Annotated in this window: 12 protein-coding genes and 1 pseudogene; 7 read left to right on the plus strand and 6 right to left on the minus strand. The window is 75.6% G+C overall.

From position 1 onward, the window contains the following. Positions 1-29: 29 nt before the first annotated feature. A pseudogene (locus ABZ885_RS25645) lies at positions 30-347 on the plus strand (recombinase family protein); the annotation flags it as partial. Between the two features lie 216 nt (positions 348-563). Then, positions 564-1,439: a CHAD domain-containing protein gene (locus ABZ885_RS25650; RefSeq protein WP_360193046.1), complete on the plus strand. Its 876-nt coding sequence runs from the start codon at positions 564-566 to the stop codon at positions 1,437-1,439. Positions 1,440-1,489: 50 nt separating this feature from the next. Here the strand turns inward: ABZ885_RS25650 and ABZ885_RS25655 are convergent, their stop codons facing one another. Then, entirely contained in the window at positions 1,490-2,281 is a 792-nt protein-coding gene (locus ABZ885_RS25655) for a uracil-DNA glycosylase (RefSeq protein ID WP_360193018.1), read from the minus strand. A 158-nt stretch (positions 2,282-2,439) separates the two neighbouring features. Here ABZ885_RS25655 and ABZ885_RS25660 point away from each other — a divergent pair, with 158 nt between their 5' ends. After that, on the plus strand, positions 2,440-3,456 hold the full coding sequence (locus ABZ885_RS25660; protein ID WP_360193021.1) for a slipin family protein: 1,017 nt from the start codon (positions 2,440-2,442) through the stop codon (positions 3,454-3,456). Positions 3,457-3,533: 77 nt separating this feature from the next. Then, on the plus strand, positions 3,534-3,998 hold the full coding sequence (locus ABZ885_RS25665; protein ID WP_360193024.1) for a CBS domain-containing protein: 465 nt from the start codon (positions 3,534-3,536) through the stop codon (positions 3,996-3,998). Positions 3,999-4,115: 117 nt separating this feature from the next. Here the strand turns inward: ABZ885_RS25665 and ABZ885_RS25670 are convergent, their stop codons facing one another. Both ABZ885_RS25670 and ABZ885_RS25675 read right to left on the minus strand, forming a co-directional pair. Beyond that, positions 4,116-4,529 (minus strand): PaaI family thioesterase, encoded by a 414-nt coding sequence (locus tag ABZ885_RS25670; RefSeq protein ID WP_360193026.1) that lies wholly within the window; start codon positions 4,527-4,529, stop codon positions 4,116-4,118. A gap of 83 nt (positions 4,530-4,612) precedes the next feature. Then, on the minus strand, positions 4,613-7,531 hold the full coding sequence (locus tag ABZ885_RS25675) for an FAD-binding and (Fe-S)-binding domain-containing protein (protein WP_360193030.1): 2,919 nt from the start codon (positions 7,529-7,531) through the stop codon (positions 4,613-4,615). 151 nt (positions 7,532-7,682) lie between these two features. On the opposite strand from ABZ885_RS25675, the gene ABZ885_RS25680 reads away from it, so the two are divergent. Next, positions 7,683-8,318, plus strand: coding sequence for a hypothetical protein (locus tag ABZ885_RS25680; protein WP_360193033.1), 636 nt, complete (start codon positions 7,683-7,685; stop codon positions 8,316-8,318). 2 nt (positions 8,319-8,320) lie between these two features. Here the strand turns inward: ABZ885_RS25680 and ABZ885_RS25685 are convergent, their stop codons facing one another. Next, the gene (locus ABZ885_RS25685) at positions 8,321-9,352 is read right to left on the minus strand and encodes a glycosyltransferase family 2 protein (RefSeq protein WP_360193036.1); all 1,032 of its coding nucleotides are present in this window, start codon (positions 9,350-9,352) and stop codon (positions 8,321-8,323) included. Positions 9,353-9,602: 250 nt separating this feature from the next. Then, the gene (locus ABZ885_RS25690) at positions 9,603-11,135 is read right to left on the minus strand and encodes an MFS transporter (protein ID WP_360193038.1); all 1,533 of its coding nucleotides are present in this window, start codon (positions 11,133-11,135) and stop codon (positions 9,603-9,605) included. A 106-nt stretch (positions 11,136-11,241) separates the two neighbouring features. On the opposite strand from ABZ885_RS25690, the gene ABZ885_RS25695 reads away from it, so the two are divergent. Then, positions 11,242-11,856 carry a TetR family transcriptional regulator gene (locus tag ABZ885_RS25695; RefSeq protein WP_360193049.1) on the plus strand — a complete coding sequence of 205 codons (615 nt, stop codon included), beginning with the start codon at positions 11,242-11,244 and terminating at the stop codon, positions 11,854-11,856. Between the two features lie 78 nt (positions 11,857-11,934). On the opposite strand, the gene ABZ885_RS25700 is transcribed toward ABZ885_RS25695, so the two are convergent. Then, positions 11,935-12,552, minus strand: coding sequence for a transglycosylase SLT domain-containing protein (locus ABZ885_RS25700; protein ID WP_360193041.1), 618 nt, complete (start codon positions 12,550-12,552; stop codon positions 11,935-11,937). Positions 12,553-12,579: 27 nt separating this feature from the next. Between ABZ885_RS25700 and ABZ885_RS25705 the strand changes: the two genes are divergently transcribed. Beyond that, complete coding sequence (locus ABZ885_RS25705; protein ID WP_360193044.1) at positions 12,580-12,861, plus strand: alpha/beta hydrolase; 282 nt, start codon at positions 12,580-12,582, stop codon at positions 12,859-12,861. Positions 12,862-12,951: the final 90 nt, after the last annotated feature.

A 12,951-nucleotide genomic window follows, 5' to 3' on the forward strand; every position in this document is an offset into this window, starting at 1 on the left:
ACCGGCGCTACAACCCCCAAACCCGAAAGGTGCAGCAGGAGCGCTACGAGGCAGACATCGAGGTCGGACCAACCGTCGTCGAGGCGTTCCTGCGCTACGTGGCAGGCGTGACAGGCTTCTCGGCGCTCGCCGGATGGCTCAACAGCCGCGGGCACCGCACCACCAGGGACACGCTGTGGTCAGCAGAGACCATCAAGCGCTACATGGACTCTGGGTTCGCGGCAGGTCTGCTGCGTGTCCATGACCCCGCCTGCCGGTGCAACGGGCGTAAGACAAACGGCAGTTGCCCGAATTACCAGTTCATTCAAGGGGCGCACGAGGAACTCATCGGCCCCGAGATTTGGCAGCAGTACGTCGACAGGCGAAAGCTCGTCAAAGAGAGCGCGCCACGGGCGCGCAAGGGTATCTATGAGCTCACCGGCGCTATGGCGTGCGGTGGTTGCAGGAAGGGGGCGCGAACCGCCGGGCGCGCGAACCGCCGGGCGCGCGAACCGCCGGGCGCGCGAAGTGTCGGACGCGCCGTAACCTGGGAGGCGTTCCCCGGCGAAGGGGTGTGCGTGCGGATGGGTGCGGGCGAAGGCACGGTGGGTGCCGCGGTGCTCGAACGGCTCGGGGCACAGGCGGCCGTACTGGCGGAGCTGGACGACGCGGTGCGGGCGGACGAGCCCGACGCGGTGCACCGGATGCGGGTGGCGGGCCGACGGCTGCGCAGCGCGCTGCGGACGTACCGGAGACTGTTCGCCGCCGGGGTGACCGACGAGCTGGTGGCCGAACTGCGCTGGCTGGGGTCGGCGCTGGGGCGGGCCAGGGACCGGGAGGTGCTGGGCGCGCGGCTGGCTGCGCGGGCGCGGGACCTGCCGGACGCCTGCGGGCCGGACCGGGTGGCGGCGGAGCTGGAGCGGTGGGGGCGGGCCGAGTACCGGCGGGTCTGGCCCGAGGTCCTCGCGGCGCTGGACAGCCCGCGCCGGCGCGCCCTGGCGGACGGGCTGGCCGCGCTGCTGGACGATCCGCCGCTGCGCCGGCGGGCGGGGCGGGCCGCCGGGGCGGAGCTGGCCCGGGTCGCGGCGCGGGAGCAGCGGCGGACGGCGGAGCGGGTGCAGCGCGCGCTGGACGGCGGGGCGGGGCAGGACGAGGCGCTGCACGAGGCGCGGAAGGCGGCCAAGCGCGCCCGGTACGCGGGGGAGACGGCGGTGCCGGTGGCCGGGCGGGCGGCGGAGCGGTACGTCGAGCGGATGAAGGCCGTGCAGGAGGTGCTCGGGGAGCACCAGGACGCGGTGGTCGCGGCGGCCGCCCTGCGCGGGCAGGCGGACGCGTCGGGCGAGGCCTTCGGGTACGGCGTGCTGTACGGGCAGGAGCTGGCGGCGGGCGAGGCGGCCCGGCGGGAGCTGCCGGCGGTGTGGCGGCGGGCGGCGAAGCGGAAGCTGGCCCGGTTCGGCTGACCCCGGGCCCGCCCGGCTCCTCGGCCCGCTTGGCGCTGCTTCGCCCCCGCTCAGTCCTCGCGTGGCGTGAGGCCGGCCGAGCGGGCGGCGGTCCGGAGCAGGTCGCGCAGCATCGCGGTGCTCAGCCGGCCGGTGTTCGTGTTGCGCGGGCTGACGTGGTAGCACCCGTACAGTTCCAGCGGCGGCCCGCCGTCGGTGGCCGGCAGGGTGACGTGGGCGCCGTGGCCGAACCCGGGCCGCGGGCGGGGCGCCCGCCAGCCGGCGGCCTCGACCGCGGGCAGCAGCGCCTGCCAGGCGAACCCGCCGAGCGCGACGACGGTCCGGACGGTGGGCCGCAGCAGCTCCAGCTCGCGGACGATCCACGGGCGGCAGGTGTCCCGTTCGGCGGTGGTCGGCTTGTTGTCCGGCGGTGCGCAGCGGACCGGGTCGGTGATCCGGACGCCGTGCAGCTGCAGGCCGTCGCCGTGCCGGACGGATTCGGGGCGGTCGGCCAGCCCGAGCCGGTACAGGGCGGCGTAGAGGAGGTCGCCGGAGGGGTCGCCGGTGAAGATCCGGCCGGTGCGGTTGGCACCGTGCGCGGCGGGGGCGAGGCCGACCAGGACGAGCGGGGCGTCGGGCGGTCCGAAGCCGGGGACGGGGCGGGCCCAGTAGGTCCAGTCCTGGTAGGCGCGGCGTTTGGTGCGGGCGGTCTCCTCGCGCCACGCGACCAGGCGCGGGCAGGCGCGGCAGCCGGTGACCACCCGGTCGAGCGCGGTGATCCCGTCCGCCCGGGCGGCGGCCGCCGCGGGGTGGCGCGGGTCGTCGGGATCGGCGGCCGGGCCGGCGTCGACGGGGTCGGGCATGGTCACGATCCTAGGCTGCGCCTGCGGACTCCCGCGGCAGGTCCGCACCGGGCTCCGGCGGCGGGTCCGCAGGCGTAGCGTGGAATCAGTGCTCCGGCGGCCCCCGGCTGGGCCGGGTCGGCGACGGCCGGGACTCGCTGCTGCGCGAGGAGGCCGTGATGGTCGTCGATGTGGTGCTGGGGGTCATTGTCGGAGTGCTGATCCTGGCGGCCGTGGTGGGTGCGGCCAGCGTCCGGGTGGTCCAGCAGTTCCAACGCGGCGTGGTGTTCCGCTTCGGCAAGGTGCGCGAGGAGATCCGGGACCCGGGCCTGGTGATGCTGATGCCCGTGGCGGACCGGTTGCGCAAGGTGAACGTGCAGATCGTGACGATGCCGATCCCCGCGCAGGAGGGCATCACCCGCGACAACGTGACCGTCCGGGTGGACGCGGTGGTGTACTTCCGGGTCGTGGACCCGGTGAAGGTGACCGTCAACGTGCAGGACTACAACTTCGCGATCTCGCAGGTCGCGCAGACCTCGCTGCGGTCGATCATCGGCAAGAGCGAGCTGGACGACCTGCTGGCCAACCGCGAACCGATCAACCAGGGCCTGGAGTTGATGATCGACAGCCCCGCGCTGGGCTGGGGCATCGAGATCGACCGGGTGGAGATCAAGGACGTCGCCCTGCCCGAGTCGATGAAGCGCTCGATCGCCCGGCAGGCGGAGGCCGAGCGGGAGCGCCGGGCGCGGATCATCACGGCGGACGGCGAGTACCAGGCCTCGGCGCGGTTGTCGGAGGCGGCCTCGGTGATGAGCGCGACCCCGACGGCACTCCAGCTGCGGCTGCTGCAGACCGTGGTGGAGGTGGCGGCGGAGAAGAACTCGACGCTGGTGCTGCCGTTCCCGGTCGAGCTGCTGCGGTTCCTGGACACCGCGGGGGAGGTGCAGCGGCAGTCCCTGCGCGGGGAGGGCGGCAGCGCCGAGGCGCCGGAGGCCGGCGCGGAGGAGCCGCAGCTGCCCGCGGTGGAGCAGCTCGAACTGCCGCCGCTGGAGGAGCTGCTGGAGCACTCGCCGCTGGACGGCGCGGAGCGAAACGGTGCGGACCGCAACGTCACCGACCGCGACGGCCCGGACCGCGACGGCACGTCCGGCGGGGCCCGGGAGGGGGCCGGGGAGGCGCCGGCGGAGCAGGGGTGACGGGCCCGGTGGCGGTCGCCCCGGCGCCGGACCACGATGGAGTGAACGGGAGTGGCAGGCACGTCAGGAGGCCGATCATGACCAGAGCCAGCGACATCATGCACCCGGGCGCGGAGTGCATCCGTGAGGACGAGACCATCGCCGCCGCAGCCCGGATCATGAAGGAACGCCATGTCGGGGCGCTGCCGATCTGCGGTGAGCGGAACAGGCTGCTCGGCATCATCACCGACCGTGACATCGTGCTGAAGTGCGTGGCCGAGGGCCGTGACCCGGCCACGGTGACGGCCGGCGAACTCGCCGAGGGCCGCCCGATGACGGTGGAGGCGGACGAGGACGCCGAGCAGGTGCTGCGGATGATGGAGCAGTACCAGGTGCGCCGGCTGCCGGTGATCAACCACCCGGAGCACGAGCTCGTCGGGATGATCAGCGAGGCGGACATCGCGCGCGGACTCCCGCAGGCCCGGCTGGCGGAGTTCGTCACCGCGGTCTGCGCGGAGGAGAGCCCGAGGTCGACCGAGGTGGAGGAGCCGCTGCGGACCTGAGACCCGTGTCCGGGCGGGCCCGGGACCCGCGTCCGGGCCCTTCCCGGGGAGCGCCTACCGGGCGGCGATCGCCTCCGCCGCCCGGTTCGCCGTGCCTCCGCGGGTGCTCAATGGTGCTCAACCGGCCAGCGCGTAGACGGTGGTGGCGTGGGCGGCGGGATCCTCCTCGCCGTCGGCGGTCAGGGTGATGTCGAGAAAGGCCATCCGCCGGCCGAGCTTGGTCACCCGGGCGTGCACCAGGACGTCGCGGCCGGTGACCGCCCGCTGGAAGCTGGTGGACTGCTGGACGGTGGTCATCGGCCCGAACCCGCCGAGCGCCGCCGAGACGGCGATGACGCTCGCGGTGTCGGCGGCGGCCATCAGCGCCTGGCCGGACATCCCGCCGCCCTCGCGGGCCAGCCGGCCGGACCACGGCAGCCGCAGCACGGCGTGCCGCGGGCCGGTCTCGGCCACCGTGAGGCCGAGGGCCTGCACCCAGGGCGCGAAGTTGTCGGCGAGGATCTTGTCCGCCTCGGCGGTGGTGAGCGTCATGCCGTCATTGTGGCTCCCGGTCTCCCGGCGTAAACGCCGCCACGGGCGTGCCCCGCCGGCCGGGCCTCACTGCTGGCCGGGCCTCACCGCTGGTCGTGCAGGGCCCGCTGGATCAGTTCGGCGAGGTGCACGGCCCGGCGGCCCCCGGCCAGTTGGGAGATCTGGGTGCGGCAGCTGAAGCCATCGGCGAGGATGACGGTGTCCCGGTCGGCGGCCCGGACCTCCGGGAGGAGGACGCGCTCGGCGACCGCCCGGGAGACCTCGAAGTGGCCCCGCTCGAAGCCGAAGTTGCCGGCCAGGCCGCAGCAGCCGGAGTCCAGCACCCGGTTCCGCACGCCGAGCCGGGCCTCCACCCGGCGGTCCGCGGCGGTCCCGAGGACGGCGTGCTGGTGGCAGTGGGTCTGGGTGACGGCGTCCACGGGGGCCTGCGGGAGCGGGGCGTCCGGCGCGTACTCGTCGACGAACTCCGCGAAGGTGCGGGTGCGTTCGGCGAGCGGACGGCCGTCGGGGCCGAGCAGCCGGGGGAGGTCCTCGCGCAGGGTGGCGGTGCAGCTCGGGTCCATGCCGACCACCGGGGTGTCCTCCGGCAGCCCGGCGGCGGCCAGCGCGCGCAGGCTGCGCCGCATCACCCGGCGGGCGGTGCCGAGTTGGCCGGTGGAGTACCAGGTCAGGCCGCAGCAGACCGGGCCGGCCGGGAGCCGGACGTCGAAGCCCAGGTGCCCCAGCACCTCGACGGCGGCGCGCAGGACGTTCGGCTGGAGGTGGTCGGAGAAGGTGTCCGGCCAGAGCAGCACCGGGCGGGCGCCCTCGGGGGCCGGGTGCGCGGCGCGGTGGCGGCGGTACCAGCGGGTGAAGGTCTCGGGCGGGAAGACCGGGACCACCCGCCGCGGGTCCACCCCGCCGAGCCGCTTCAGCGGGCCGGCCGCCGGCGAGCGGGCGAGCAGGTTGGCCGCGGCGGGGGCGAGTGCGACCGCCCGCAGCCAGAGCGGCAGCCAGCCCATCGAGTAGTGGGCGGCCGGCCGCGGCCGGTGCCGGTAGTGCTGGTGGAGGAACTCCGTCTTGTAGGTGGCCATGTCGACGTGGACCGGGCAGTCGCTCGCGCAGCCCTTGCAGCCGAGGCAGAGGTCCAGCGCCTCCCGGACCTCGGGCGAGCGCCAGCCGTCCCGGATCGCGCCCCCGGCCGGGTCGCCGGGAGGCGCCCCCGCCCCGCGCAGCATCTCGGCGAGCAGCCGGGCCCGGCCCCGGGTGGAGTGCCGTTCCTCACCGGTGGCCATGTAGCTCGGGCACATCACCCCGGTGGCGGGGTCCACGCACTTGGCCACGCCGACGCAGCGGCGGACCGCCTTGGCCAGGCTGCCGTCGTCCCGCTCGTACGGCAGGGCGAGCGGGAGTTCGCGCACCGGTCCGGCGAACCGCAGGTCGGCGTCGAGCGGGCGCGGGTCGACCAGCGCGCCCGGGTTGAGCAGGTTCTCCGGGTCCCAGATCCGCTTGAACTCGCCGAACAGGCCGATGACTTCGGGCCGGTACATGCGGGGCAGCAGCTCGGAGCGGGCCTGCCCGTCGCCGTGCTCGCCGGACAGCGAACCCCCGTACGAGACCGCGAGATCGGCCGCCTGCTCCATGAACTCCCGGAACACCAGCACCCCTTGGGGCTCGGTGAGCGGGAAGTCGATCCGCAGGTGCACACAGCCCTCGCCGAAGTGCCCGTACGGGACACCGCGCAGGCTGTGCCGGCGCAGCAGGGCCCGCAGGTCGCGCAGGTAGTCGCCGAGGCGCTCCGGCGGGACGGCGGAGTCCTCCCAGCCGGGCCAGGCCTCGCCGCCTCCGGGCAGCCGGGTGACGATCCCGGCGCCGGCTTCACGCACCCCCCACAGCTGGCGCTGCTCGCCGGGGTCGGTGACGACGGTGGTGGTGGCGGTGCGTTCGCGCCGGACGGCGTCGGCGAGCCGGCGGGCGGCGTCGAGCGCCTCGGCGGCGGTGGCGCCGCCCGCCTCCAGGAACAGCCAGCAGGCGCCCGCGGGCAGCCGGTCCAGGGCGGGCGGGCGCGGGCCGGCGGCGAGCAGCGCCTCGATCAGGTCGGCGGCCATGCCCTCGACGGTCAGCGGTCGCAGCGGCAGCAGCGCGGGCACGGCGTCGGCGGCGGCGGTCTCGTCGGGGTAGCCGGCCACCACCAGGGCGCGGGCCGGCGGCTCCTCGACCAGCCGGACGGTCGCGCCGAGCAGCAGGGCGCAGGTGCCCTCGGTGCCGGTCAGCGCCCGGGCGAGGTCGTGACCGCGTTCGGGCAGCAGCGCGTCCAGCGGGTAGCCGGAGGTCCGGCGCGGCAGGTCCGGCATGCCCTGGCGGATCAGGGCGAGGTGCCGGTCGGTGAACTCCTGGAGGTCGCGGTGGAGCCGGCCCGCCGGGCCGGGCAGTCCGGGGAGGGCGGCGCGTTCGGCGGGCCCGAGCGGACCGCCGACGGTCAGCTCGGTGCCGTCGGCGAGCAGCAGGTCGAGCGACTCGACGTTGTCGGCGGTGCGCCCCCAGGCCACCGAGTGCGCGCCGCAGGAGTCGTTCCCGATCATGCCGCCGAGGGTGCACCGGCTGTGCGTGGACGGGTCGGGCCCGAACCGCAGCCCGTACGGGCGGGCGGCCCGCTGCAGGTCGTCCAGGACGGTGCCGGGCTCGACCCGGGCGGTGCGGCGCTCCGGGTCCACGCCGAGCACCGCGCCCAGGTGGCGCCGGAAGTCGAACACGACGGCGCCCGGGCCGATCGCCTGCCCGCCGATGCTGGTCCCGGCGCCGCGCGGCACCACCGGCACCCGGTACTGCCGGCACAGCGCGAGCGCGGTGCGCACGTCGTCCAGGTCGGCCGGCTTGACCACCCCGAGCGGCAGGTGGCGGTAGTTGGAGGCGTCGTGGCTGTAGACGGTGCGCTCGGCGGCGCCGAAGCGGACCTCGCCGCGCAGCGTGGCGGCCAGCTCCCGGGCGAGGTCGGCGCCGGGGGCGGCGGACGGTCGGCTCACGGTGGTCCTCCCGGGGGTGGAACGCTGGTGTACCGCCGCCGATCATCGCAGCCCGCGGCCGCCCGCGGTACGGACCCGCCCCCCGCGGGGGGCGTGTCGGGCGGACCGGGCCCTACCGCCGGCGGGGTGCCGTCTGGCAGGCTCGGCTTCCATGATCACCGAGACTGCGATGCCCGGGGATGACCCCGCTGCCGCCAACCCCCACCTCGCGGGCCTGCCGATCGGCGAACGCCCGCCCTTCCCGGCCGACGGTGCCCCGTCCTGGGACATCTTCCCGTACGAGGGCGAGCTGCGGGTCAAGGTGCTGGACGCGCCGCAGCTGCCCGAGCCGCCGCGCCAGGGCGAGGACGGACCGGAGGGCTGCAAGCAGTGCGTCCGCCCGGACGGGGACTTCCTCTGGACGGACGAGCACTGGCGGCTGAGCACCGCCGACGAACCCTCCGGCCTGCCCGCCGTCGTGCTGCTCCAGCCGCGCGCCCACCACGACCTGTTCGACCTGCCGCCCGAGCGCGCCGCCGAGTTCGGGCCGATGCTCCAGAGAGTGGAGGCGGCGCTGCTGTCACTCGGCGGCATCGGCCGCGTCCACGTCAACCGGTGGGGTGACGGCGCCGCGCACCTGCACCTGTGGCTGATCGCCCGCCCCGAGGGCATGCTGCAGCTGCGCGGCTCCACCCTCCCGCTCTGGATGGACGTCCTGCCGGCGCAGCCCGCCGACGCGTGGGCCGAGACCGCCCGCCGGATCGCCGCCGCGATGGCCGCCGGCGGCGGCACGGCCCACGTCCTCTGAGGTCAGGACGCGTTGCGCCGGGCCGATCCGGTGAGCGTTCCCTTCGCGATGTGCGAGAGCTTGGCCATCTCGAACGCCGGGTAGGCGCCGCCCGCCAGCAGCGAGAACTTCACGCCCTCGCGGCCGCCCGGCCGCCGGTGCCCCGCGGGCTGGAAGCGGCGGTGGTGCTCGGCGGCCCGGTGGAAGAACTGCGGGCGCTCGGCGCGCGACACGCACCCGGCGAGGTCGAAGGTGAAGAGGTAGTGCCGCACCATCCGGGTGAACAGCGCGTCCCGGACGTCGTCCAGCCCGGGCTGCTGCGCCGCCAGGTCGTCCAGCGCCGCGAAGCTCCGCTCGTACTGCTCGAAGATGTCGAACCGGCTGCTGCCGGGGGAGCCGGTCGGGTGGACGGTCTCCCGGCGGCGCAGCTGGACGCAGGCGCGCGGCAGCACGGCGATCCGCCGGGCGGTCAGCATCGCCTCGTGAACCGCCGGGATCTCCTCGTAGCGGCCGTCGGGGAAGGCCAGGGCCCGCTCGCGCCAGTGCTCGCGGCGCAGCAGCCGGTCCCAGGCCAGCGCGGGGGCGCCGAACAGCCCGGGGCGGTCGGACGGCCCGAACACCTCGGGACCGGCCTCGGCCAGCTGCGCCTCCGCCTCGCCGGGCCAGTCCCGCCCGCCGTGCCGCCGGGTGTGCCCGAACAGCAGCACGTCCACCGGCCCGGTCTGCACCAGCCGGTCGGCGAGCGACTGCAGGCCGTCCCGGGGCATCAGGTGGTCGGCGTCCAGGAACAGCAGGTACTCGCCGGAGGCCCGGGCCGCGCCGGCGTTGCGGCTCACGCCGACACCGACGGCGGCGTCCAGGTGCAGCACGGTGACCCGCGGGTGCCGGGCCGCGTAGGCCTCGGCGACCCCGGCCGGGGTGTCGGGGGAGCGGTCCGCGACCACGATGACCTCGAAGTCGCGGAAGGACTGGGCGAGCAGCGAGTCCAGGCACTCCGGGAGCTGTTTCTGCTGGTCGTAGGCGGGGAGCACGACGCTGATCAGAGGTGAGGGCATGAGGCCGGAGCGTAGGAGCGGATGCGGGAGGTGGCAAAGGTCTGACAGTCCGTAATTATGAGCAATACCCGTCAAACCGTACGGGCGTCCGCCAGATCTTCACGTGCCGTACCGGATGTGTCCACGTCAGCGCGTCAGGCGGGCGGCGCCGTGACCGGGGAACACCGGCAGGCCGGGGTCCGCTGCGGCGCAGCGGACCCCGGACCGGCCCCGACCGGACCCCACCAGGGGGCGCCGGCCGGCCGGGCGCTCAGTCGCCCGCCGCCGCCGTGGCCTGCCCGCGCAGCAGGAGGGCCACCGCGACCGCGGCCAGCGCGGCCACGCCCGCCCCGGTGAGCAGGGTGAGGTGCATGCCGTCCACGAACGCCGTCCGGGCGTGGTCGCCGACCGGGCCGCCGATCCCGGTGGCGGCGGCCAGCGAGGACCGGGCGGCCTCGGCCACCTGCGGGGGCAGGCCGGTGACGTCCAGGTGGCCGCGGTAGCCGGCGCTGAGCAGGCTGCCGAGGACGGCGATGCCGAGGGCGCCGCCGAGCTCCCGGGAGAGGTCGTTCATCGCCGAGGCGACGTTCTGCAGCGAGCGCGGCAGCGCGTCCGTGATCGCGGTGGTGGCGGGCGTCATCGCCAGCCCGGACCCGGCGCCGAGCAGCAGCAGGGCGGCGGCGAGCTGCCAGTACGCGCTGTCGGCGCCGAGCCCGCCGAGCGCGGCCATCGCGCCGGCGATCAGCACCAGCCCGAGCACCCACGGGCCCCGGGCGCCGAAGCGCTCGACCAGCCGCGGGGTGAGCCGGGAGAACGGCACCATCGTGACGGCCATCGGCAGGATGCTCACGGCCGCCACCAGGGCGGTGTCGCCGCGGACCAGCTGCAGGTACTGCATGATCACGAAGATGTAGCCGAAGAAGGCGAAGAACTGGCACAGGATCGACAGCGAGCCGGCCGCGAACCGCCGGTTGCGGAACAGTCGCGGGTCCAGCAGCGGGTGGCGGCGGCGCAGCTCCCACGCCACGAAGCCGGCCAGCACGGCGAGCCCGGCCGCGATCCCGCCGAGGGTGACCGGCTCCGCCCAGCCGCGGGTCGGCGCCTCGATCACCGAGTAGACCAGCGCGCCCAGGCCGGCCACGGCCAGCAGTGCGCCGCCGACGTCCAGCCGCGGGGCCCGCGGATCGGCGGACTCGGGCACGAACAGCAGCGTTCCGGCCAGCGCGGCCACGGCGAGCAGCACGTTGAGCAGGAACACCGCACGCCAGGACCAGAACTCCAGCAGCGTCCCCGAGGCGAGCAGGCCGACCACCGCGCCGGCGCCCGCCACCGCGGCCCAGACGCTGACCGCCCTGGTCCGCTGGGCGCGCGGGAACGTCCCGGTGATGGTGGAGAGGGTGGCCGGCATGACCAGCGCCGCCCCCACCCCGAGCAGGCCGCGCAGGGCGATCAGCACCGCCGGGTCGGTGGTCAGCGCGGCCAGCCCGGACCCGCCGCCGAACAGGGTGAGGCCCGCCAGCAGCGCGCGCCGGCGGCCGAACCGGTCGCCCAGCGCCCCGGCCGGCAGCAGCAGCGCGGCGAACACCAGGCTGTAGGCGTCGATGATCCAGGACAGCTGGGTCTGGCTGCCGTGCGTCTCCCGGGCGAGGTCCGGCAGCGCCACGTTCAGCGAGGCCATCGCGGCGACCACGGTGGCCAGCGCGAGGCAGGTGACCAGCAGCACCAGCTGGTGGCGGACGGGCGGCCCGCCCGGGGTGGCGTCCGGGGTCGGGGCGGCGGCGGCCCGTGGCTCGGTGGCGGTCATGGCGGTCCTTCTCTCCCTGGCGTCCGGGCGCCGGCCCCGGTCCGGCAGGACGGGGGCGGCGCGATGCGGCCAGCGTGGGCGCGCCGGGGATAGGATTTCAACCGTGATGAATAAGCCACCGCGCCGGGGCCGGCGGACCGGCAGCCCCGACACCCGCGCCCAGATCCTCGACATCGCCCGCCGGCGCTTCCTGTCCGAGGGGTACCAGGCGGTCACCCTGCGCTCGGTCGCCGCCGACGCGGGCGTGGACCTCGCCCTGGTCAGCTACTACTTCGGCTCCAAGAAGGGCCTGTTCGGCGCCGCCCTCGCGCTGGCCGTCAACCCCGCCGAGCAGCTCGCGCTCGTCCTCGAAGGAGACGTCGACACCCTGCCCGACCGGGTGCTCGACCGGGTCCTGGCCATCTGGGCCGAGCCGGAGAACGCCGCGCCGCTGCGCGCCATGCTCGGCGGCGCCGCCCAGGACCAGGCGCTCGCCCTCCTGGTGAACGAGGTGCTGCAGCGCGAGATGATCGACCGGATCGCCGCCCGGATCGGCGGCCAGGACGCCCGCCGGCGGGCCTGCGAGTTCGCCTCCCAGCTGGCCGGCCTGATCATGGTGCGCTACGTCCTGCGCCTCGAACCGCTGGCCTCGCTCCCGGCTGATGAAATCGCCCGCAGCCACCTCCCGCTGCTGCGGCACGCCCTGCGGCCCCGCACGGGAGCGGCGCGGGCGGCCCGGTGAAAGCCGGAGGCCCCGCGCGGAGGGGTTCCGCGCGGGGCCGGTGATGCTGCCGGGACGGGCCTGGTCGGCCGGGCCGGCTCAGTACCAGTGGTGCGACTGCCAGAACGCCCAGGCGCCGCAGGGGCTGCCGTAGCGGGTGTTCATGTAGTTCAGGCCCCACTTGATCTGGGTGGCCGGGTTGGTGCGCCAGTCGGCGCCGGCCGAGGCCATCTTGGAGCCGGGGAGGGCCTGGACCAGGCCGTACGCACCGGAGGAGGCGTTGACGGCGTGCGGGTTCCAGCTGCTCTCGTGGAACACGATGTTGCTGAAGCACTGGAGCTGGCCGGCCGGGACGATCTGGGCGGCGATCTCGCGCGGGCTGCCGGAGTAGGACGGCTTGGCGTTCAGGGCGGGGCGCTCCTGCGAGCGGGAGGCGGCGGCCGCCGCGTCGGCCTTGGCCTTGGCCTCCGCCTGTGCCTTCGCCTGGGCCTCGGCCTGCGCCTGGGCGGCGGCCTGGGCCTGCGCAGCAGCAGCGGCGGCGTCAGCCTGGGCCTGCGCCTGGGCGGCCGCGGCGGCGTCGGCCTGCTGCGGTTCACCCTCACGCCGCAGAACTCGCCGTCCGCCAGTGCCCAGATGGCGATCCTCTGCGCCGACGGCGCCGCCCCGCGCGACCCCGAGGTCTACTGGCGCGCGGTCGAACGCAGCCGCGCCGAGCACCCGTTGCTCGGCCCGCTGCTCAACAACGTGAGCACCTGCGCGTTCTGGGACCGCCCGCGCGAGCAGCCCACCGAGGCGCGGTACGACGTCCCGGCGCTGATCGTGGCCGCGACCGGCGACCCGCGCACCCCCTACCGGGACAGCACCGCGCTGCACGGCCTGCTGCCCGGCTCCCGGCTGCTGACGCTCCAGGGCGCCGACCGGCACGCGCTCTACGGGATGTACGGCAACGCGTGCGTGGACGACACCGTCAACGCCTACCTGGCGAGCGGGCGGCTGCCGCAGTCCGACCCGACCTGCAGCAAGTGACCGGGTGAGCGGGTGACCTGCTGATCCGCCCCGCCCACCTCGCCCAGCTGCGCCGCATCCTGGACGACCCGGAGGCCAGCCCCAACGACC

Source organism: Kitasatospora sp. NPDC047058, assembly GCF_040643935.1.
In the GTDB taxonomy this organism is placed as follows: domain Bacteria; phylum Actinomycetota; class Actinomycetes; order Streptomycetales; family Streptomycetaceae; genus Kitasatospora.

Bases quoted from the DNA above. Each gene is read 5' to 3' on its own strand.
- ABZ885_RS25650 (WP_360193046.1), top strand. From the start codon at position 564: ATGGGTGCGGGCGAAGGCACGGTGGGTGCCGCGGTGCTCGAACGGCTC.
- ABZ885_RS25655 (WP_360193018.1), bottom strand. From the start codon at position 2,281: ATGCCCGACCCCGTCGACGCCGGCCCGGCCGCCGATCCCGACGACCCG.
- ABZ885_RS25660 (WP_360193021.1), top strand. From the start codon at position 2,440: ATGGTCGTCGATGTGGTGCTGGGGGTCATTGTCGGAGTGCTGATCCTG.
- ABZ885_RS25665 (WP_360193024.1), top strand. From the start codon at position 3,534: ATGACCAGAGCCAGCGACATCATGCACCCGGGCGCGGAGTGCATCCGT.
- ABZ885_RS25670 (WP_360193026.1), bottom strand. From the start codon at position 4,529: ATGACGCTCACCACCGCCGAGGCGGACAAGATCCTCGCCGACAACTTC.
- ABZ885_RS25680 (WP_360193033.1), top strand. From the start codon at position 7,683: ATGATCACCGAGACTGCGATGCCCGGGGATGACCCCGCTGCCGCCAAC.
- ABZ885_RS25685 (WP_360193036.1), bottom strand. From the start codon at position 9,352: ATGCCCTCACCTCTGATCAGCGTCGTGCTCCCCGCCTACGACCAGCAG.
- ABZ885_RS25690 (WP_360193038.1), bottom strand. From the start codon at position 11,135: ATGACCGCCACCGAGCCACGGGCCGCCGCCGCCCCGACCCCGGACGCC.
- ABZ885_RS25695 (WP_360193049.1), top strand. From the start codon at position 11,242: ATGAATAAGCCACCGCGCCGGGGCCGGCGGACCGGCAGCCCCGACACC.